This window comes from Bacillus sp. S2(2024) (genome assembly GCF_050474045.1).
GTDB classification, from domain to species: domain Bacteria; phylum Bacillota; class Bacilli; order Bacillales; family Bacillaceae_G; genus Bacillus_A; species Bacillus_A yunxiaonensis.
In genome coordinates, this window is sequence record NZ_JBFLUS010000003.1 from 4,249,837 (window position 1) to 4,271,078 (window position 21,242).

The 21,242-nt window shown below is 39.0% G+C and carries 22 protein-coding genes; all 22 read right to left on the reverse strand.

The annotated features are described in order from the left end of the window. Window positions 1-154: 154 nt before the first annotated feature. Window positions 155-1,192, reverse strand: coding sequence for a UDP-glucose 4-epimerase GalE (galE, locus tag AB1284_RS21585; protein WP_429753050.1), 1,038 nt, complete (start codon window positions 1,190-1,192; stop codon window positions 155-157). A 149-nt stretch (window positions 1,193-1,341) separates the two neighbouring features. Next, entirely contained in the window at window positions 1,342-2,109 is a 768-nt protein-coding gene (locus AB1284_RS21590; RefSeq protein WP_429753049.1) for a tyrosine-protein phosphatase, read from the reverse strand. Window positions 2,110-2,283: 174 nt separating this feature from the next. Beyond that, complete coding sequence (locus AB1284_RS21595) at window positions 2,284-3,024, reverse strand: YveK family protein (protein ID WP_429753048.1); 741 nt, start codon at window positions 3,022-3,024, stop codon at window positions 2,284-2,286. A 60-nt stretch (window positions 3,025-3,084) separates the two neighbouring features. After that, window positions 3,085-3,759, reverse strand: a complete 675-nt coding sequence (locus AB1284_RS21600; protein WP_429753047.1) for a CpsD/CapB family tyrosine-protein kinase — start codon at window positions 3,757-3,759, stop codon at window positions 3,085-3,087. A gap of 371 nt (window positions 3,760-4,130) precedes the next feature. Further along, the gene (gene fabZ, locus AB1284_RS21605) at window positions 4,131-4,565 is read right to left on the reverse strand and encodes a 3-hydroxyacyl-ACP dehydratase FabZ (protein ID WP_429753046.1); all 435 of its coding nucleotides are present in this window, start codon (window positions 4,563-4,565) and stop codon (window positions 4,131-4,133) included. Window positions 4,566-5,103: 538 nt separating this feature from the next. Further along, a complete protein-coding gene (locus AB1284_RS21610) occupies window positions 5,104-6,105 on the reverse strand; it encodes a rod shape-determining protein (RefSeq protein WP_336482203.1) in 1,002 nt (333 codons plus the stop codon). Between the two features lie 158 nt (window positions 6,106-6,263). After that, on the reverse strand, window positions 6,264-6,536 hold the full coding sequence (spoIIID, locus tag AB1284_RS21615; protein WP_020061467.1) for a sporulation transcriptional regulator SpoIIID: 273 nt from the start codon (window positions 6,534-6,536) through the stop codon (window positions 6,264-6,266). Window positions 6,537-6,863: 327 nt separating this feature from the next. Then, entirely contained in the window at window positions 6,864-6,998 is a 135-nt protein-coding gene (locus tag AB1284_RS21620) for an ABC transporter ATP-binding protein (protein WP_195933967.1), read from the reverse strand. Between the two features lie 141 nt (window positions 6,999-7,139). After that, on the reverse strand, window positions 7,140-8,069 hold the full coding sequence (locus tag AB1284_RS21625; protein WP_429753045.1) for a peptidoglycan DD-metalloendopeptidase family protein: 930 nt from the start codon (window positions 8,067-8,069) through the stop codon (window positions 7,140-7,142). A 162-nt stretch (window positions 8,070-8,231) separates the two neighbouring features. Further along, window positions 8,232-8,939 (reverse strand): ABC transporter permease, encoded by a 708-nt coding sequence (locus AB1284_RS21630; RefSeq protein ID WP_429754399.1) that lies wholly within the window; start codon window positions 8,937-8,939, stop codon window positions 8,232-8,234. Beyond that, window positions 8,939-9,781, reverse strand: a complete 843-nt coding sequence (locus AB1284_RS21635) for an ATP-binding cassette domain-containing protein (protein WP_429753044.1) — start codon at window positions 9,779-9,781, stop codon at window positions 8,939-8,941. Before AB1284_RS21635 ends, AB1284_RS21630 begins: the two co-directional genes overlap by 1 nt. A 234-nt stretch (window positions 9,782-10,015) precedes the next feature. Beyond that, the gene (locus tag AB1284_RS21640; RefSeq protein ID WP_429753043.1) at window positions 10,016-11,023 is read right to left on the reverse strand and encodes a LytTR family transcriptional regulator DNA-binding domain-containing protein; all 1,008 of its coding nucleotides are present in this window, start codon (window positions 11,021-11,023) and stop codon (window positions 10,016-10,018) included. Window positions 11,024-11,203: 180 nt separating this feature from the next. Then, the gene (gene spoIID / locus AB1284_RS21645) at window positions 11,204-12,217 is read right to left on the reverse strand and encodes a stage II sporulation protein D (protein ID WP_429753042.1); all 1,014 of its coding nucleotides are present in this window, start codon (window positions 12,215-12,217) and stop codon (window positions 11,204-11,206) included. A 212-nt stretch (window positions 12,218-12,429) separates the two neighbouring features. Then, on the reverse strand, window positions 12,430-13,734 hold the full coding sequence (gene murA / locus AB1284_RS21650; RefSeq protein WP_429753041.1) for a UDP-N-acetylglucosamine 1-carboxyvinyltransferase: 1,305 nt from the start codon (window positions 13,732-13,734) through the stop codon (window positions 12,430-12,432). 34 nt (window positions 13,735-13,768) lie between these two features. Then, window positions 13,769-14,467 (reverse strand): YwmB family TATA-box binding protein, encoded by a 699-nt coding sequence (locus AB1284_RS21655; RefSeq protein ID WP_429754398.1) that lies wholly within the window; start codon window positions 14,465-14,467, stop codon window positions 13,769-13,771. A gap of 69 nt (window positions 14,468-14,536) precedes the next feature. Next, window positions 14,537-14,773, reverse strand: coding sequence for a DUF1146 family protein (locus AB1284_RS21660; RefSeq protein WP_336482194.1), 237 nt, complete (start codon window positions 14,771-14,773; stop codon window positions 14,537-14,539). Between the two features lie 287 nt (window positions 14,774-15,060). Continuing rightward, on the reverse strand, window positions 15,061-16,581 hold the full coding sequence (gene nuoN, locus AB1284_RS21665) for an NADH-quinone oxidoreductase subunit NuoN (RefSeq protein ID WP_429754397.1): 1,521 nt from the start codon (window positions 16,579-16,581) through the stop codon (window positions 15,061-15,063). A gap of 9 nt (window positions 16,582-16,590) precedes the next feature. Further along, the gene (locus tag AB1284_RS21670) at window positions 16,591-18,096 is read right to left on the reverse strand and encodes an NADH-quinone oxidoreductase subunit M (protein WP_429753040.1); all 1,506 of its coding nucleotides are present in this window, start codon (window positions 18,094-18,096) and stop codon (window positions 16,591-16,593) included. Further along, window positions 18,093-19,958 carry an NADH-quinone oxidoreductase subunit L gene (nuoL, locus tag AB1284_RS21675; protein WP_429753039.1) on the reverse strand — a complete coding sequence of 622 codons (1,866 nt, stop codon included), beginning with the start codon at window positions 19,956-19,958 and terminating at the stop codon, window positions 18,093-18,095. The genes AB1284_RS21670 and nuoL overlap by 4 nt, the downstream gene beginning before the upstream one ends. 29 nt (window positions 19,959-19,987) lie before the next feature. After that, window positions 19,988-20,302 carry an NADH-quinone oxidoreductase subunit NuoK gene (gene nuoK / locus AB1284_RS21680; RefSeq protein ID WP_429753038.1) on the reverse strand — a complete coding sequence of 105 codons (315 nt, stop codon included), beginning with the start codon at window positions 20,300-20,302 and terminating at the stop codon, window positions 19,988-19,990. Further along, window positions 20,295-20,819, reverse strand: a complete 525-nt coding sequence (locus AB1284_RS21685; RefSeq protein WP_429753037.1) for an NADH-quinone oxidoreductase subunit J — start codon at window positions 20,817-20,819, stop codon at window positions 20,295-20,297. Before AB1284_RS21685 ends, nuoK begins: the two co-directional genes overlap by 8 nt. Beyond that, on the reverse strand, window positions 20,816-21,235 hold the full coding sequence (gene nuoI / locus AB1284_RS21690) for an NADH-quinone oxidoreductase subunit NuoI (RefSeq protein ID WP_336482189.1): 420 nt from the start codon (window positions 21,233-21,235) through the stop codon (window positions 20,816-20,818). The genes AB1284_RS21685 and nuoI overlap by 4 nt, the downstream gene beginning before the upstream one ends. Window positions 21,236-21,242: the final 7 nt, after the last annotated feature.

Below are 21,242 nucleotides of genomic sequence, written 5' to 3' on the forward strand. Positions count from 1 at the left end.
CTAAAAGTAAAACTTTTGAGCAGCTTCTTTTCATATTACTTCTTAGATAGTCTAAGGTGTTCTCTTAGTTCATTAAATAAAACTTGGTGAGTCTGGTCTTTTACATAGCAGCACCATAAATAATGATCGTATTAAAAAAGAACAATTTGCTGGATCATATATTTCCCCTAACAAACAGCTCCTCTTTATAACCGTTCTCATTATTCGACTGCCATCTCCATGAATCCGCACACATTTCTTCAAGCCCCCGCTTTGCTTTCCAGCCTAATTCTCTTTCTGCTTTTGAAGAATCCGCAAAACATACCGCAACATCTCCAGGACGTCTCTCTGTAAACTTATAAGGAATTGTTTTCCCTGACACTTTCTCAAATGCTTGTACCATTTCTAATACACTATACCCATTACCTGTACCAAGATTATACGCCTCTACTCCCGTTGTCCGTAAAACCTTTTCAAGAGCTTTTACGTGTCCATTTGCAAGATCAACAACATGAATATAATCTCGTACACCTGTACCATCTTTTGTTGGATAGTCACTACCAAATATACTTAACTCTTCTAACTTCCCAACAGCTACTTGCGTTACATACGGCATTAAATTGTTTGGAATCCCATTTGGATTTTCTCCAATACGGCCGCTTTCATGTGCTCCAAACGGATTAAAGTAACGAAGCAATGCAATGCTCCACTCGGAATCAGATACAGCAACATCGCGCAATATTTGTTCAATCATTACTTTCGTTTGACCATATGGATTGGTAGCGCTTAAAGGAAAATCTTCTGTAATTGGTGATGTTTCCGGGACACCATACACCGTTGCAGATGAACTGAAAATCATGTTTTTCACATTATGCTTCTGCATCACATCACATAGAATTAACGTACTTGTTATGTTGTTATGATAATATGTAAGCGGAATTGCGACTGACTCTCCTACAGCTTTTAGACCAGCAAAATGGATCACTGCTTCAATATCATTCTCCTTAAAAATCTCATCAATGGCCTCACGATTTAGCAGGTTCTCATTATAAACCTTAAATGGTTGTTCTGTTATTTCTTTGACCCGCTTTAACGACTCTACTGAACTATTAGAAAGATTGTCCACCACTACAATTTCATATCCACCATTTAATAGTTCTACACATGTGTGACTACCAATGTACCCCGCTCCGCCTGTTACAAGTATTGCCATAGCAATCTCCCCTTTCAGCAAGAAAAATAAAATGATTACCCTTTTTCACTAGAAATTCACCTTCTACTGTCATCATTAAGATATTTCTATTCACAGCACAACTGAGTGCCTCCGTTGATAATGGTTAGGAGACATCACCAAACGATACGTTAAAACATGCCGAATAGTTTTTTTCGGCGAATGCGTTCTGGACTTTCTTTATAAATAGAATTACCACTGATAATCAAATATGGATTTTCTTTGAAGTTCATGAGTATACTGGTGCCAAATTCTTTTCCGATGACATCATAGCCATCTTGGAGGTGAAATGCCCTTGTTGTCGTGTTATGAGCATCAGATGCGATCATATGCGTTAAGTTATATTCGATGAGTTGCAGTGAAAACTTTTTGATTTTCTTTCCGAAGTTACCAAGTAAGCTTCCTGCCGTTACTTGAGTGAGTACTCCCTTACTGACGAAATTGTATAACTGATCAGGTCGCTCAATGAACTGTGCATTGCGCTCTGGGTGAACAATGATAGGGATTAATCCCTTCATTCGTAATTCGTACAGCATTTGTTCTGCATAGCGTGGTACGTGATTGGATGGAAATTCAATAAATATGTATGTATTCGTTTCATTTAATGTGACAATTTGATGCGTTTCGTAGTCTATTAGCAAATCACCGTATAAACGAATTTCTTGGCCTGGTAAAACCTTCAATTTAACATCACTTTCTCTTAATATCACATTAAAATGTTTTACTAGGTTAAGAATCTCTGTCCGTTTGTTGACATATACTCCATTTTGATGATGGGGAGTGGCGACGATGGTATGAATTCCTTCTGCGACAGCTTGCTTTGCCATTGCGATGCTTTCTGTTACGGTCTGTGGTCCGTCATCAACACCCGGTAAAATGTGACAATGCAAATCAATCATGCTTTTCTTCCTTTCCAAATTTATACATTATTATATTAACATTCATATATGTAAATATGTTTAATCAGCTTGGAAGAGATGTGTACAGAGCACACACCTCTTTTGTTTGTACTGTAGTAAGAAGCCCCTTCATTCTTTTTGCTCTGACTGGCTATATGCGATGCGTTGATAGCATTAAGAACCAATGGAATGTCCTCTCACTTTCTTCGCTGCTCCATATGCTTTTGATTCTTTTTCTTCTTCATCCATACGAGCTACAATCCCTAATACAGGTAAGCCAAGTAAATCCTCAATATCCTCTTCTTTTTTCAATGTGTTATCTAAGTATTCTAGTAAGAATGCAAGACCGATAGAAGCCATGAATCCAACAACAAAGGCAATTGCAATGTTTAACGTTGGGCGCGGCTTAATTGGTGATTGATGCTCTACTACTTCTGCTTTCGATAATACAGTTATGTTATCGACACTCATAATTTTTGCTACTTCAGTTTGAAACACTTCTGCTGTTGTGTTCGCAATATCGCGTGCTACTTTCGGATCTTTATCTTGCGCTGTAACAGAAATGACTTGTGAATCTTTCTCATTTGCAACGTCAATCTTCTGTGTTAAATCTTGCGCTCCTGTATTTAACTTCAGTTTGTCTTTCACTTGATCTAAAATAACTGGACTTTTAATGATTACCTTATATGTATTTGTTAATTGAACATTGGTTTGTACGTCACTGATTTGCAGAGTTGCTCCTTCTTGCTTCTTCTGGTTCACAAGAATTTGCGTTGAAGATTGATAAATTGGCGTCATAAAGAAAAAGCTTATAATTGCACTAATGATGGCTGCACTAAATGTGATTGAAAGGATCATTACTAAACGTTTTCGTAAAATTTGAAATAACTCTTTTAAACTAATCGTTTCCTCCATAAGTTCCTCCATCTTTCAGTTTTTTACGTACAAAAGAAATCATTTTATGAAAATATGATATTAATAGTAGCCATATTTACTTTTCGATTCTTCTTTGGCATTTAAGATAACGCCTAATACCTTTCCAGATGCATGCTCAAGCACTTGTTTCGCTTTTACAGCTTTCTCTTTCTCTGTCGATTCGCTGCGCACGACAAGGATAATACCATCACATTGATTAGCAAGGATATGTGCATCTGTTACAGCAAGAACAGGTGGTGTATCGACTAAAATAAGATCAAATTGTTGATACGCCTTTTGCAGCACATCTTCTATCATCCGAAATCCTAATAGCTCTGCTGGATTCGGTGGAAGAGGACCAGATGATAAAAACGAGACATTTTCCATATCCGTCTCTTGTAAACATTTTTCTAAAGATGCTTGTCCGGATAAGACACTTGTTAAACCATAATAAGTATCTACTTGAAAAAGCTCGTGCAACGTTGGTTTTCGCATATCTGCATCAATGACGAGTACTTTTTTTCCTTGTTGTCCAAATACAACCGCTAAATTGGCAATTGTCGTTGTTTTTCCCTCTCCTGCACTTGGAGATGTAACAAGAATGGAACGGATGTCACTTCCGACTGTAGAAAAATGAATATTAGTTCGAATGTTGCGATATTGTTCAGCAATTTGCGATTTTGGTTTTATATGTGTAATTAACTGACGAACGGCTTTTCCTCTTTTCGTGAACATAAACATCCTCTCTTCCTCTCGAACATTATTTACATTTTAAAATTTATCACCCTTAATGTTCTTATATAAGAACATTGTGTTATAAAAGTCCTTGCACATTACTCGTTCATAACTAAAAAAGCATGTTTTTCTTTTTCTTATGAGAATATCGTTCTTTATAATGAATCGGATATACAAATCATACATAAAATATAATTATTTATCAACACGTTTGTTTTTATATTTTCAGTATATTCTTTATATTTTTAAGAAAACGCATTAAGATGTTATGTACAGCAGGTTTTATTCCACGAACTATTCTCACTTTAAAATATACACATAGTGAAATTTTTTCATAAAAAAGAACACTCTGCCGAGTGTTCTTTTTCAAATTATTCCTTTTTATCTCCAAGCGCAAATGTAATTTCCGCTTCACAAGCAATCTCGCCATTTACTGTTGCGACTGCTTTTCCTTTTCCAATCGGACCGCGTACGCGCGTCATTTCTACTTCTAAGCGAAGCTGATCCCCTGGGCGTACTTGTCTTTTGAAGCGGCAGTTGTCAATGCCAGCAAAGAAGGCAATGCGGCCGCGATTTTCTTCTTTCTTTAAAACAGCAATTGCTCCGACTTGTGCTAGTGCCTCAACGATTAATACCCCCGGCATTACCGCATAGTCAGGAAAATGGCCGTTAAAGTATTCTTCATTTGCAGATACGTTTTTAATACCAACCGCACGTTTTCCTTCTTCTACTTCAAGAACTTGATCAACAAGTAGAAATGGATAACGATGCGGGATAATTTCTTTAATTTGTTCTATGTTCAACATTATGTATCGCTCCTTTTTTAGAAATTAGTCTTAGTACTTGGTTATATATTATTATCCCACTTTATTTATTGTTTGTCATTATGAAAAAAACGAAGCAGTCTTTCCTGCTTCGTGTCGTTTTAAAAAAATGCATATACTCTTTCTTTCCTACAAATTTTGGTATAACAGAAATAACTACGGTTGACATGGAGGCAGAAAAGAGCATATGCCCAAGTTAGGGGAAGGTAATATGCCGGGAGGCATATTACCTCATGTGTCGTATTCCGCTTCATTATAGTATAAGCGCTTCCAATATGAAAAATGGCAAATTTGACAAAATATATATGTAAATCCTTATTTTTCTCCAATTTCCTTTATATTTCTACATTTTTCGCAAAAACTATATATTTTTAGAAATAAATATACAGTAGGACCTTCATCAGTGATTTTTTCTTCACCTATCTTCTTCATTTCTCTTTGAATCTTGAGGTGGAGGGCTTGCTTCCCGTAAATGGCGAAATAAAAAACGTTAGGCGTATTTCCTAACGTTCATTGTTACTTATAGTAAAGCGCGGCGTGGTAACTTGTCGATGTTCTCAAGCATGATACCCGTTCCAACTGCTACACAGTGCATTGGATTTTCCGCGATTAATACAGGTACTTTTAATTCTTCTGCAAGAAGCATGTCAATGCCGTGCAGTAGTGCGCCGCCACCCGTTAAAATAACGCCGCGGTCGATAATATCAGCAGATAATTCAGGCGGTGTACGTTCTAATACACCTTTTGCAGCTTGTACAATAACAGCTGCGTTTTCTTTCAATGCCTCTGTAATTTCTTCAGAGCATACTGTAATTGTGCGAGGCAGACCTGTTACCATGTCACGGCCGCGAATTTCAAGTTCTTCACTGCGTGCACCTGGGAACACTGTACCTACTTTAATTTTAATATCTTCTGCTGTACGTTCTCCAATTAATAGCTTATACTTACGTTTAATATAGTTTAGGATCTCCATATCAAACTTATCGCCCGCCATTTTAATGGAAGAGGAGGTAACGATATCGCCCATAGAAAGTACTGCAATATCAGTTGTACCTCCGCCAATATCCACAACCATATTTCCGCTTGGTTGGAAGATTTCCATACCAGCACCAACAGCAGCTACTTTTGGTTCTTCTTCTAAGTATACTTTCTTACCGCCCGATCTCTCAGCAGCTTCACGAATCGCTTTTTGTTCTACAGATGTGATGTTTGTTGGACAACAAATTAAAATGCGAGGTTTTGACAAGAAGCCTTTTACGTCTAGTTTGTTAATGAAATGTTTTAACATCGCTTCTGTAATTTCGAAATCAGCAATTACACCATCTTTTAGCGGACGAATCGCTACAATGTTTCCAGGTGTACGCCCTACCATGCGTCTTGCTTCTTCACCTACCGCTAATACTTTTCCCGTATTGCGGTCAATTGCCACAACAGACGGTTCATTTAATACAATCCCTTTACCTTTTACATGAATCAATACGTTGGCCGTGCCAAGGTCAATTCCGATATCTCTCGCAAACATTCCTGTGTTTTCCTCCTCAATATATAAATCAGGCTAAACCCGAATACTTTACACCTAATTTCTAATTTTAGCATACTCTTTGTAGAAACGTAATATTGAAGAAATGAATTCTACCGAATTTTTTCACCTTTTATTAGGAATGTTTGCTGATTGTCAGATTATTGACGCACGATTTTTTCTGTATCCTCTTTTTGATACTTTTGCTTCGTTGCTTCGCCGCCGCGGAGGTGGCGAATTGACTTATGATAATCAAGAATTTCCTTCACTTCATTTGCGAGCTCTGGATTAATTTCTGGTAAGCGTTCTGTTAAATCTTTATGCACAGTACTTTTTGATACACCAAATTCCTTTGCAATCACACGAACTGTTTTTCTTGTCTCCACGATATACTTCCCAATCTTGATTGTTCTCTCTTTGATGTAATCGTGCACACCACTCGCCTCCCTAAATTGGATGTGAGAAGGGTGAAATGAGACTCGCTGCATATGACTAGGCTGTACGTTCGAATGCTGTTTGTAAGCGTTATACTTCCTGGGATTTATAATAAAATGATTCACGATTTCTCACCTCAAACACTCTCTTTGCTTTGGTTTATACCATTCTATTGCCCGCATTGTATTTATATGCTACAAGTTCTGTATTTTTGCGGACTACATTGACAAAAATTACATTTTTTCATGAGAAATCTGTGAAAATGAAAGTTTTTCTTCCTATATAGGCCCTTTAAGGGGCAAAAAAAATGACGCCTTATGAAAGCATCATTCTTCTTGATCTATATTTTCTTCCCAAAGGCTTTGACGGGGGACTTCTCTTTTGCTCGTAATTAAATAATATAATGAAAATAAAACAAACAATAAAATAAGTGCAATCGACAGAACAAATAGCAATGACACAGTAATCCCCTCCTTTTAGTAATATATATTCGAGAATTCTGTCCAATTTCCTTGCTGTTACAGGTTTTTTAAAGATATTAATTATTTTTATATAAAAATAAAACCATCAATCCTCGTATAGAGGGCTGATGGTTTCGTATATTACTCTCCTTGGTCAGCAGAAGAGCTATCATCTTGACTTGATGAGCTATTTGTAGACTTATCTTCTTTTTGCTTGTCATTAGCTGAGCCGTTTGTTGATTTTTCTTCTTTTTGCTTGTCATCAGCTGAGCCGTTTGTTGACTTCTCGTCTTTTTGCTTATCATTCGTTGCGCCGTTTGTTGATTTCTCTTCTTTTTGCTTATCATCAGTTGCGCCGTTTGTTGATTTTTCTTCTTTTTTCTTTTCTTGCTTTTCAACTTTAATATCCGCAATAGACTTGTCGAAGTAATTCTCTGGGTTTACTGCAATGTTGTCTTTACGAACTTCGAAATGAACGTGATAGCCTGCTTCTTTGTTCATTTCACTTTGCCCTGCTTTTCCTAACACTTCACCTTGATTGATTTTCGCGCCTTTTTCCACTTTTGCACTGCCTAAGCTTTGATAAAACGTTGTAACGCCATTGCCGCTGTCAACTGTTACAACATAGCCAAGAAGTGGATCTTTTTCCGCTTTTGTAACCGTACCGCTTAATGCCGCTGTGACATCAAATTCTTTCCCATTTTTTGCTGCGATATCAATTCCTTTATTCGCAGAGTATGTGTTGTTATAAAAGACAAGTGCTTGTTCTTGCTCTTCGGCTGCTGCTTTATCTTCGTAAAACTTCTTCTTTACAACAACGTCTGCTGCATTTGCAGCTGGCATTTTCACGACTTCTGAAGATTTTGTAACTGGCATTGTAGGAATTTCGCTTACGTTTTGCGGCGTTGCTTGATTTTTATCAGGCGTCTTTTTCGTATTCGTTGCCTGATACCATAATGCAACTGTTAAAATTACCGCTGCACAGACAATGTATAGTGTCGGGAATACCCAACGCTTTTGAAATAAATGTACTACTTTTCGAGAAGACTTATTGTTTTCCCTCTCTCTCATTCTATCATCACCTCAGCAATCATTCTGAACAAGATTCATCCATCCTATACAATCTATAACTGATTACTTTTCGACAAAATTTGTAAAAATATGCATCCGAATTACAAAATTTCCGAGGAAATGATAAAAAAAAGAAAAAACTGAGCCAAAATGCTCAGTTTTTTAGTCTAGTTGTTTCTTTTTGTAGACGAAGAAGCAAATCACCATCAGCGCTGCCATCCAAATAGCGTTATTAATTAAATGTTCTTGAATAGCGAAGAATTCCTTTCCACGCATTGCTTTATCGAGACCCTCTGTAATATGATTTGTCGGAAGAAGCCTAACCGTTTTTATTACAACTTCATTTTTTACAAACCCTTGTAACATCGGTCCCATCATAAACAATAAGAATACCGGCAGACCTATAATGGATGTCTGTGCAATATTTTGTGATAATAGCCCAACAATTGTACCTAATACAATACATAACAATGTACCAAATAGAATAATTAGAACTAACATTCCAATGTTTCCTTTTAAAGTTCCTAAAATTAATAAACTAACAAAGCTTGCTGCTATGACGAATACTATCGTTAATATACTTTTCCCTAAAATAACTTCCAATGGATTTGCTGGTGATAACATCAAGACACGTAATGTATGCTTTTCCTTTTCTTCAGCAATAATAATAGCTTGCACATAACACCCTACCATTGTAAGCGTCATTGAAATCGTAAAACTAGCTAAAAACTCTTTCTGTGAACCCATATTGCTATAGAAAAGAGAGAGTAGAATTGGCAGCAGCGCCATAATTAAAACTTGTGAATTCTTCCCTGCATCATATATTTCCTTCCGAACAATCGCCGAAAACCTCTTCATGGAAAATGTCATCATAATCCCCTCCCAGTTACTTCAATAAAAATGTCCCCTAACGTCGGCTCATAAGAATGAATTGATAATAATTCACCTTTTTTCATCCATTCTGAAATACGTTTTGCGCCTAATTCATCTTTTTGCACTGTTTCTTTTTTCTTATCTTTTAACACAACTTCAATTTTATCTTTCGCATATTGCAGTCGTAAGTTTTCTGGCGTATCCAGTGCGACAATTTCCCCGCCGCATAAGAACGCGATGCGGCCGCAAAGTGTTTCTGCTTCATCCATATTGTGAGTCGTTAAGAAGATTGTCGTTCCTTCTTTATTTAAATCCCTTAAGACATTATGAATGTTTTGAACATTCACCGGATCAAGCGCTGATGTTGGTTCATCTAAGAAAAGAATATCCGGTTTATGCAAAATGGCCCTCGCTAGCGTCACGCGCTGCTTCATTCCTTTTGAGAGCTTTTTCACTTGCGTCTTTTTATCATCTAATAAGTTCACTTGTGCTAATACTTCATCGATTCGTTCTTTTTTACAATCGTATAAGTCACAAAATAATAGTAAGTTATCATAAATGCTAAGTCTTTCATATAAACCGCTGTTATCTGTTAAAATACCAATTCGTTTATAATCAATGCTGCCTGGCCCTGTAATATCTTGTCCTAGCACTTTTACCGTCCCTACACTATGAAGTAACTGTGCAGTTAATATTTTTACAGTTGTTGTTTTTCCAGATCCACTCGGACCAAGAAACCCGAAGATTTCTCCTTTCTTTACTTCAATATTTACATTCCGAAGCGCTGTTTTGCTATCGAAGTTTTTCATCACATCTTTCATTTCAATTGCCAACGTCATTTCGTCATCCCCTTTGCTTTTCATTTATAGATAAAATGCGCTTTGGCGACTGGCTAGCCGCCTCCGCTTGTTTGTTTACGCCTTTCTTGAGTCAATCATATGAAAAACAAAAGGGCCTTGCAGTAAAATACCGGTAAAAGGAGTATTTTTACCGGCGAATGGCGCATAATTTCGGCTCATTGAAACACCATAAGAGGCGAGTGAAGTAATATCGGGGGTTAACGCAACATACATTTACAATCCAATTACATCTTTCAATTCATCCATTCTTCCTTTCGACAGCGGAATTGATGTTTTTCGTTCATCATCAAGGATTAAACTGTAGCTGTTTCGCGTCCATGTAATCACTTCTCGTACACGTTGTAAGTTCACAAGGTAAGAGCGATGACACCTGAAGAATCCGAAGCCTTTTAGTCGCTCCTCTAATTCACTTAACGTAAGTGCACAAGTAAAATCACCATCACGCACATGAATATGTGTAATTCCATTTTGTGTTTCAATAAATTGCATTTCCATTGGATCTAATAAAATAATTTTATCGTTTACTTTTGCCGGGACGCGTTCTAATTTCATTTGCGGAATCATTTCGATTACCCTTTCGTCTTCAGCCTCTATCTGTTCTTCTTGTTCAATTTCCACTTTTTTCACGCCATCTGGATGTAATACGTACACGTCCTCCGTTAAAGATAAAGCATCTGAAAGAAAGGCAGAAGTAATAAAAACAGCTTTTCCCTGTTCTTTTAACTTCGTAATGACATTTCGAATAATAATTGTACTTTCAATATCTACGTTTTGTTCCGGTTCTTCCAAAATAACAAGCTCCGGATTATGTACCATACTTCTCCCAATATGAAGGCGGCGTTTTTCAGAAAAGGTTAACTCCCTTATTCTTACCTCTTTTTTATCCAAAAGGCCCACAAACTGGACAACTTCATCTACCGATAAGCCATTACCATACAATCCTCGCAAAAAAGTAAAGTAATCTTTTACCGTGAGTCGTTCGTACGCCTCATCATCTAAAAAACAAAAACCGATTCGAGAAAAAGAATGTTTCCCAAGCGGCTGTCCATCAAATAATACTGTCCCCGTCGACGCTTCTTCTTCTCCCATAATAATGCGGTGCAGCGTTTTACCAATATGATTATTGCATTGCAGCACAACACACTGCCCATTCTCAATTTCTAACTGAATAGATGGCAAAACATTTGTCTTTGCCAATTGGTTCAGTTCTAATAACGCCATCCTCTCACCTCTACTTTGGTTTTTTATTCCATTATATCAAACATCATTTGGAAAATTATGATTCTTTTATGCGGATTTTACATCACTTATCGGCGCTTCGATACCATCTAAAGACCGTTCAACAAAATTAGAACTCCTCAGTCACGCACGAAAAAAGCATAACGCTTCTGCGCTATGCTTTTACTTCTTCGCCGTTAATTTTCCCTCATACTGATTCAATGCTGAAATTGCCACGCCTTTATAATAATGTTCGACAATATCTGTATATGTCTTACCTTCCTTTGCCATTCCATTGGCACCATATTGACTCATCCCAACGCCGTGACCATAGCCTTTCGTTGTGACAATAACTTGGTCTCCTTGCTGCTTCCACGTAAAGTCAGAAGAACGTAAACCTAACTTATCTCGCACGTCTCTTCCCGTTAACATTTTCCCTTGAAATTCAACTTCCTTTACGCGCTTTCCTTCTGTACGTTCTTTAATGTTGCCAACATTACCATTTGCTAATACTTTCACGCCAAGGCGCTTTTGAAAGTCAGCAACAGTAAAGGTTTGTTCTTTTGGTGCTTGTTGATCCCACGGACTACTTACACTTTTTAAGTATGGATAGTCGCTGCCCCAATAATCTACGGCATTTTCTGTATAGCCATTACTTGTCGAGAAGAATGACGCTGTAATAGGACTCCCTTCATACGTTAAAACTTGTCCGGCTGTTTTCGATACCGCTTCTTCAATACGCTGCATTTTGCCTTCATACTCTTTTCCCCATTGTTCTTTTAGCTCTTCTTTATTTCTGTACACTTGATTGTCTACTGTATCTGTTACGTCTGCTTTATTTTGAAGCTTTTGCCCGCTTAACATCCGCTTCACAACGAATGTACGTGCCGCTAATGCCTGTGCTTTTAATGCTTCTATTTCAAAACTTGCTGGCATTTCTGCAGCGACAACTCCGGCAACATAGTCTTCAATTCCAACAGTTTCAACCTTCTTTTGTTTGCTGCGATACACAGATACTTGCACATTTGTTTTTGTAGGAGAAGGAGCTTGCGCACTTTGCGCTGCTGGAGGAGCAGAAGGCGTATTATGCTTTTCCTCTTTCGCTTTTGCAAACGGAAAAACAAGCATGCTTGGTACGATAATCACTAACGCTACTAATAGCGTTACGATGACCATAATTGGTTTCGTAGTTTTCATTGCTTTCCTCCACTATGAAATTAGACTCATTTCATTCTTATGGAGTAAGACAAGCATTTAGAACAAGTTCTTTTTCTTCTTCCTAACATGACGCAAAATTAAATTTTTAGAATATTTGCAATGAAACAGGCATAAATATTCTGTTTTCTGACTATAACAGTAACAATACATAAAAAAATAGCTTCCATGCCAAAGCATAGAAGCTATCCCTATTAAGCGTGAAGATCAGATACTTGTTGTTCTGCTACTTCTTGCACTTGTTCAGTTACACGTTCAATATCTGCACCTAATGCAGCTAACTTGCCATGGAAATTTACATATCCGCGGTCAAGATGTTTTAATTCTGTTACGCGCGTATGACCTTCAGATACTAAACCAGCTAAGATTAATGCTGCTGCAGCACGTAAATCTGTTGCTGCTACTTCAGCACCTTGCAGGTTACCTGGTCCATTCATAATTACAGAACGGCCTTCGATTTTAATATCTGCATTCATACGGCGGAATTCTTCCACATGCATGAAGCGGTTTTCGAATACTGTTTCCGTAATCATGCTTGTGCCGTTCGCTTTTAATAATAGTGCCATCATTTGTGATTGCATATCTGTCGGGAATCCTGGGTGTGGCATCGTTTTAATATCAGCCGCTTTTAACTCCTCTGGGCCAATAACGCGTACACCTTCGTTTTCCTCAATAATTGTAACGCCCATTTCTTCCATTTTCGCTGTAATAGAGCGTAAATGTTCTGGTACAGCATTTTCAATTAACACGTTTCCACCTGTAATTGCTGCTGCCACCATAAATGTTCCTGCTTCAACGCGGTCAGGAATAATTGAATGGTTTGCACCATATAATTTATCGACACCTTCAATACGAATTGTGCCAGTTCCAGCGCCGCGTACTTTTGCGCCCATTGCGTTTAAGAAGTTCGCTAAGTCTACGATTTCTGGCTCTTTTGCTGCGTTTTCAAGCACTGTTGTCCCTTCTGCTAATACAGCAGCAGACATAATGTTTTCTGTTGCCCCTACGCTCGGGAAATCTAAGTAAATTTTCGCACCTGTTAATCTACCGTCTACATACGCTTCAACAAACCCGTTACCAACTTTTACTTTTGCTCCCATAGCTTCAAAGCCTTTTAAATGTTGGTCAATTGGACGTGAACCGATTGCACAACCACCAGGAAGCGCAATGCGTGCACGACCATTACGTGCTAAAAGCGGTCCCATTACAAGAACGGACGCGCGCATCTTACGTACATATTCAAATGGTGCCTCGATGTTTAGTTCTTTGGATGCATCAATTGTTACCTCATTGTTTGCAAAAGATACTTCTGCATTCAAATGACGTAATACTTCATTAATTGTGTATACATCTGAAAGTTCTGGTACTTCAGATAGTACATTCTTTCCATCACTCGCTAATAGGGCTGCAGCGATTATAGGTAATACAGCGTTTTTTGCGCCCTCTACGCGCACTGTGCCGTTCAACCGCTTTCCGCCACGGACGATGATCTTTTCCAAGTTATTCCCCTCCGTGTCCTTTTTTCACATATATTCAATACTCAGAAGTTATGATCGGTGTGCCAACCACAATTGTATTCTTGTTGTTCGTAGAACGTATTGCTATTTGCACATTGATTTTCTCTTTATTTGTTGAAAGAGCGTCATTCCATTTTTTATTATATGCGGAGACTGACACAAATGCTCTTTCTTCTACTTTTTCAATCATTCTTGCTGAAAGATCTTTCAAAACTTCATTGGCTTTATCTTGCAAAACACCTTCAATCTTATCACTGAGCGCACCTTGAATACAAGTATAAATTTTTGGTTTTGTATTAAAAATTTTATTCGTTTTATCAATATATTTTGGGTCCCAATTTGCCCCGCTCACTTCATATATAATGAAAGTGTTTTCTTTAGTATTTTCCATTGTCCACGTAACTACTAGCCTTTCTTCATGAGAAGAAAAACTTTTTTGTGCTGTTGCTTTATAACCGTCCCTAGAGTGTTCAATTTTCCATTCTTCTACATTTGCACGTTGCTTAATTTGACTAAGTAACTCTTCAAACGTATGTATATTTGAAATTGTCTTTGTTTCCCGCGCTAACCAAGACCAATGCTCAACATCTGCACCATGTTTCTCTAAAGCTGCGATCATACTTTCCATTTTTTCCTGATCGCTAACAGGTTTCATTTCTCTATACCCAGCTAAAAATATAACAGCACTCACAACAATCAAAAGCACGGCTTGCATCTTTTTCACGTTCATCCCCTCCTAGTCCCCATTGTTGACGGAGAAGGATGGTTCTATACGTTGTACTTTTTACTTTACAAGGTACGTTAAGCTCTTTGAATACCCTAAATAATCAAGGAAAAAGTTACTCACAGATGCACCGATGGCAATCGTTACAAGGATCATGAATACTCTCATTTGCAGTACTTTTCCTGATTTCATCAGGCGTTCTACGTGAAGGCCCTGCAGCGCCCACCACGTAATGGTAATAAACAGTAAATGCGACACAATCGCAATGAGTGCTTGTTGCCCTAAAATTTGCGCCATAGAAAATCGACCCCTTCATCCCGCTCTAACGGGCAGTAACTTTCGTATATCTTGATGCATAACTGCCCGTATGAACCCGATTGGTTCAACTAATCTTTTTGGAAAAAAATCGTTCCCAAAAGATAGTTTCACTTTATCACGCTCTAACAGGCAGTAATTTTCGCATATCCTGATGCATAACTGCTCGTATGAACTCGATTGGTTCCATCCACTTACTACTTGTATAGTAAACAAAAAATAACCAAAATAAAAAGTGTAGAGTACATGCTCTACACTTTCAATTTTTACTATTGTACCACGTTCCCAACAAAGAAGAAATCCTTCATAAGTGGAAAATAATCGTAAAAGAAATGGTATCCGATTGCTGGCAATATACCAAGCACGACTGTTGCAATTGCACAAAGGCTTACAACTATTTTCAAGTTAACCGGAAGAACGATACGCTCTTCACTTTCTGCGCGGCGGAAAAATATTTGCTGCAAAATGCGGAAATAATAGACGAACGAGATTACCGTTGTCCCCATCATAATTGATGCTAGTACGTAATGAGCCGGCTGGACGATAAAGGCTCCTAAAAAGATGTTAATCTTCCCAATAAATCCCGCTGTCCCCGGAATACCAGCAAGTGACAACATAAAAATTGTCATCATGACCGCTGCAAACGGTGATCGTTTATATAAACCTGCAAAAGCAGATATATTTTCTTGTCCCGTTTGTAAGATTATTCCGTGAATAATCGCAAATGCTCCGATATTCATCAGTACATAAGCAAGCATGTAAAACCACATGCTATCCATAAGGAATGGTGACAACGCTACGAACGGTACAAGTAAATAACCAGCATGCGCCACTCCTGAATACGCAAGCATTCGTTTTATATTGTACTGCTTTAAGGCAACACTATTTCCAATAATCATTGTGATACCAGCAAGAACTGCAATATAGATGCCCATATTACTTAATAGTGATGTTGTTTCATTTTGAACAGGAATTGCTGCGAAAATAACTAAGAAAATGCGAATAATCATCACAAATCCAGCAATTTTTGATACTGTTCCTAACAACGCTGTAACAGGCGTTGCTGCTCCTTCATACACGTCAGGCGCCCACATGTGAAATGGGACGGTCGCAATTTTAAAAGACAAACCGACAAAGAGCAGGATAAACGCAAGTGCCAGCAAAAGTTGTATATCACCGCTCACTCCTTGTATAAACAAACCCTGCATATCTAAAATATTTGTTGAACCCGTCAGTCCGTACAAATAACTCATTCCAAACAGCGTGATTGCTGTAGAAATACCACCATTAATTACGTACTTCATTGCCGCCTCATTCGAAGCTTTATTGTTCTTACGAATGCCGACTAAAATGTACGAAGACAATGATAATAATTCAAGGCCGATGAACAATGTAATAAAATCGCTGCTAGACGCCATAACCATCGCACCAAGAAGCGCCGTTAAAAATAAGTAATAATATTCTCCCAGGTCTTCAATCGGCTGCTTGGCATCGTCGCCCATTGCAATGAATAAAACGAGAAGACCGCCAAGCAATAAGAGTGTTTTAAATGCCTTTGAAAATCCGTCTAGTATAAATGATCCATCTAAAATCTCTCCGGCCGGTGCACCGTACAAAGTAACGAGCGCAACAAGTGCGAGTATAACAGTTCCAATTGCTCCGTACGATAAATTCCGGCGATGAAACGTTTGTTTCGCGAACAGATCAAGAAGAGATAGAAGAATAGCACCGCCAATGAGGATGAACTCCGGCGTCATTAAATGCCATGATAATCCTAGTAATGTTTTCATATCCATCTTCTATCTACCCCCTAACGATTGTAATGTATCGCGAAGCGGTTCACCAAGTACATCTGGCAGAATACCAATAATGAGAATACACGCTAGCAAGATCACAACAGGAATATACTCCAATCCACGCATATCGCTTTTCGCTTCGCATTCCCTTTTTCCGAATGTAACTTGCATAACTGCCCGAAGTACATACACCGCTGTTAAAATTATGCCGATTGCTCCGGCCGCCGCTAAGATTGGATGTGCTTGAAACAAACCAAGAAACGCTAGAAATTCGCTCACAAACCCAGACATTCCAGGAAGTCCGAGTGAAGCCATGCTTCCTGCCAATAAGAAACCACTAAGGATTGGTACTCGCTTCGCTAAGCCGCCAAGTTTTGTAATGTCAGAAGTACCAAAGCGCTGCTCGATGATGCCAAGAAGGAAAAATAACAACGCCGCGATTAAACCGTGGGAAACGACTTGAAACAATGCCCCCTTCATCCCCGCCGCGTTCAGCGCGGATAAACCGATCAGCACAATTCCCATATGTGAAATACTTGAATATGCGAGAACTTTCCGGAAATCTGTTTGAACAAGCGCTAGAATAGCACCGTACAGTAGGTTGATCACCCCTAAAATCCCTAAGACAAACGCAAACTTTTCAAACTGCTCTGGGAAAAGACCCATTCCAAAGCGGACAATCCCGTATGCCCCAATCTTTAAAAGAACACCTGCATGCAGCATAACAATTGCCGGGTGCGCTTGAACATGAACGTTTACCATCCAGCGATGAAGCGGAAAGACCGGAAGTTTAATCATAAATGCAATCATAATGGCTAGAAATAGCCCAATTTGCAAGGAATCTGGCAGCAATTCACCGAATGCTGTTAATTTTCCTCTTACTAAAACGGCTTGCAGCTCTGCTATATTCGTTGTACCTGCCCTTGCAAATAAAATTGAAAAGGCAATGAGCAAAATCGCAGAACCAATGCCGTTATAAATTAAATAGCTGTACGCTGCTTTTTCACTGCTGAATTTACCCCATTTACCAACGAGTAAAAACATAGCTGGCAATGTAATTTCAAAGAAAACGAAGAACAGCAGCAAGTTTTCCGCAGCGAAGACACCAAGCATTCCGATTTCAAGCATAAGCAGCAGCATGTAGAAACCTTTTACATGCTTTGTAATAGAAAACGCCGTAATGGCCGCTAATGTTGCTAACAATGCTGTCAAAAGCATCATAACGAGCGAGAAGCCATCAATACCCAGTTCATAATAGATCGTAAACAATTCTTTCTCTATACCTGGAAAGTTTCCAAATTGAATCCACTTTACCTTTTCAGCAAACATCGTTAAGCTTTTTCCCGATGCATATGTACTCGCGATAAAGAGCGCGGAACCGAGGGGAAGTAATGTGCCAAGCAGACCGACAATCCTTGCCGCTCTCTCCTTCGTCTTCGGTACAAATGCCAACAGTATGATACATAACAGCGGGGAGAAAATGAAGAAAGATAATAGAAAGGAATTCATTGTCCATGCCCCCCTGTCAATAGCAGAATCATTACTAATGCAGCTAAACAAATAGCTGTAACTGTGCCGTACATTTGTACTTGCCCGTTTTGCAATTTCGAGAGGGCTGCACTCACACCTCTTACAACACCAGCGATTAGCTTCGCAATCCCTTCGACAATGTACGTTTCAAAGAGATTCAAAACATAGGCAATTCCTTTTACGAGCGGAAGCACTGTTACGCTATACAATTCATCAATATAATATTTCTCCTTCAGCAAGCTGTACATTGGAGTCTGCTCGCCGCCAATCCAATCACGAGAAATTGTGCGTTTTCCATATATTAAATACGCTAAGAAAATCCCTGCTAATGAAACGAGCGTTGCCACAATCATGATCCAGGCCGGACCATGAACTTCCCTCACCTGAAACGCTGCATCTTTTGTGAGCCAATCCCCAAGAAATGTTCCGAACCAAGGCGTATTCACATAGCCCGCTACAATCGCCAAGACACCAAGAACCATCATCGGCACTGTCATGACGCCCGGAGATTCATGCACATTTTTCTGTTCCCCGCGCGCCTCTCCCGTAAAGACAAGGAAGTAAAGACGGAACATATAGAAGGCAGTAAAGAAAGCTGCGATCACCGCAAGGACAAATAAAACGTAATTGCCGCGTTCCCACGTCGCCGCTAAAATTTCATCCTTACTAAAGAATCCAGAAAATAGGGGGACACCGCTAATTGCAAGCGTACCAATTAAAAATAATGAGCCGGTTATTTTCATCTTCTTAAACAAGCCGCCCATTTCTTCGATGTTTTGCGTATGTACGGCATGAATGACGCTTCCGGCTGCTAAGAATAATAACGCCTTAAAGAATGCGTGCGTCGTTAAATGAAAAACACCAGCCACGTATCCTGCTGAACCTAGTGCAAGCATCATATAACCAAGCTGACTCACCGTGGAATATGCTAACACACGCTTAATATCTGTTTGTACTAAACCAATGGATGCCGCGAAGATTGCCGTAACGCCGCCAACGATTGCCACAGTTTGCATCGCTGCTTCGCTCGCTGAGAAAAGCGGAAACATGGTAGCAACTAAATATACCCCAGCTGCAACCATCGTTGCTGCGTGGATAAGCGCTGATACTGGCGTTGGTCCTTCCATCGCATCTGGAAGCCACGAATGCAGCGGAAACTGACCGGATTTCCCAATGGCGCCGACAAAAATTAAAATCGCCGTTAGTGTAATCATCGTTCCTGAAATCTCTCCAGCTTGTACCGCCTTAAAAATTGCATCGTAGTCAAAGCTGCCAACTTGCCAGAATAATAGAATCATCCCGATAAATAAGCCGACATCTCCAATACGCGTCATAATAAACGCCTTTTTTGCGGCTGCCTTTGCCTCTTCTTTAAAGAAATAGAACCCAATTAGCAAGAAGGAGCCGAGCCCTACTAACTCCCAGAATATATAAAGCTGTAATAAGTTAGTTGAGATCACAAGCCCAAGCATCGCAAACGTAAATAACCCTAAGTATGCATAAAAAATATGGAACCTTTCATCGCGGTGCATATACCCCTTCGAATACACATGAACGAGCAAGCTCACAAGTGTGACAATAAAGAGCATCAATGCGTTTAATGCATTTACTTCAAAACCGAAGGAAATGTTCACATCTCCGATTTGCAGCCACGTCCATTGCTGTTTTACGGTTTCTGCCGATAGCCGTTCTATTAATATAAGTACCGCGCCCGCAAATGAAAGAAAAACGAGAAAGGTGCCAAGTAAGCTGCTTCCTTCTTTCAGCTTCTTGCCAAACATCACGAGTAAAACGAAAGATACAAGCGGGAAAAGCGGTATTAGCCATGCATAATCCATCATTAGTTTCTCCCCCCTTTTCGGTCACAACATTAATGCTTTAATGAATCCATTTCGTCCGCATTCACCGTTGCGCGGTTTCTGTATAAAGCGATTAAAATTGCCAAGCCAACCGCAGCTTCTGCTGCAGCGACGGACATTGTAAACAGTGAAAAAATTTGTCCCTTTAAATTTGGAAACATCCCTAATTTACTAAAGGCAACTAAATTTAAATTCGCCGCGTTCAGCATCAGTTCAATGCAAACTAATACAATTACTGTATTACGCTTCGTTAATGCTCCAAATAAACCGATGCAAAACAGTATAATTGCAAGCGTCAGGTACGCAGAAGCTGGAATACTACTCATGCGAATCCCCCTCTTTCTCATCCTTCTTCGCAAGTACAATGGCGCCAACAAGTGCAACAAGTAACAAAATAGATGTTAGTTCGAACGGTATTATATATTTCGAATACAACAATTTCCCAACCTGAAGTGTATTTTGCTCATGAAGTGCGATCCCATCTTGCACACGCCCATTCTCAAAATCCACATTATTCACTGCAAAATACATCACGGCACCGAATACCACAACTGCAAGAAAGACAAACAATTTCCGCCATCCAAAACGTATTTCTTCTTCATCATTATGCTTCGTTAACATAATGCCAAAAATCATAATGATCGTAATCGCACCGGAGTAAATCAAAATTTGGACAACCCCGACAAATTCTGCTGATAGCATAAAATACAGCCCAGCAATACTAAGGAACGTAAACACTAGAGCGAGCATCATATGCATCACTTTCGTTAAGTTCAGCATAAGTACACCGCCCATCACCGCAAGCAGGCCTAATGCTAAAAATGCTACTAACTCGCCATTCATGCTTTATTCTCCCTTCTCACGTTTTGATCATTTTCATCCAGCCACTGTAAATTTTTAAATAAATCATCACGCGAATATTCCGCCAGCTCAAAGTTATTCGTCATCACAATTGCTTCTGTCGGACAAACTTCTGTACAAAGATCACAAAGAATACAAATTTCAAAGTTAATATCATACGTATCTATGATCTTCCCTTTCTTCTCTGGATCCGGATGCTTTTTCCCTGTTAGTTGAATACAGTCTGTGGGGCAAATATTTGCGCATTGATTGCAGACAATACATTTTTCTGGATAAAACTTTTGAATACCGCGAAAGCGATCTGGAAGTGGTAGTGGCTGATTTGGATAGTCATACGTTACTTTCTTCTTACTTAAGTTACTAAGCGTATACTTTAAACCTTTAAATAATCCTTTCATTGTACTC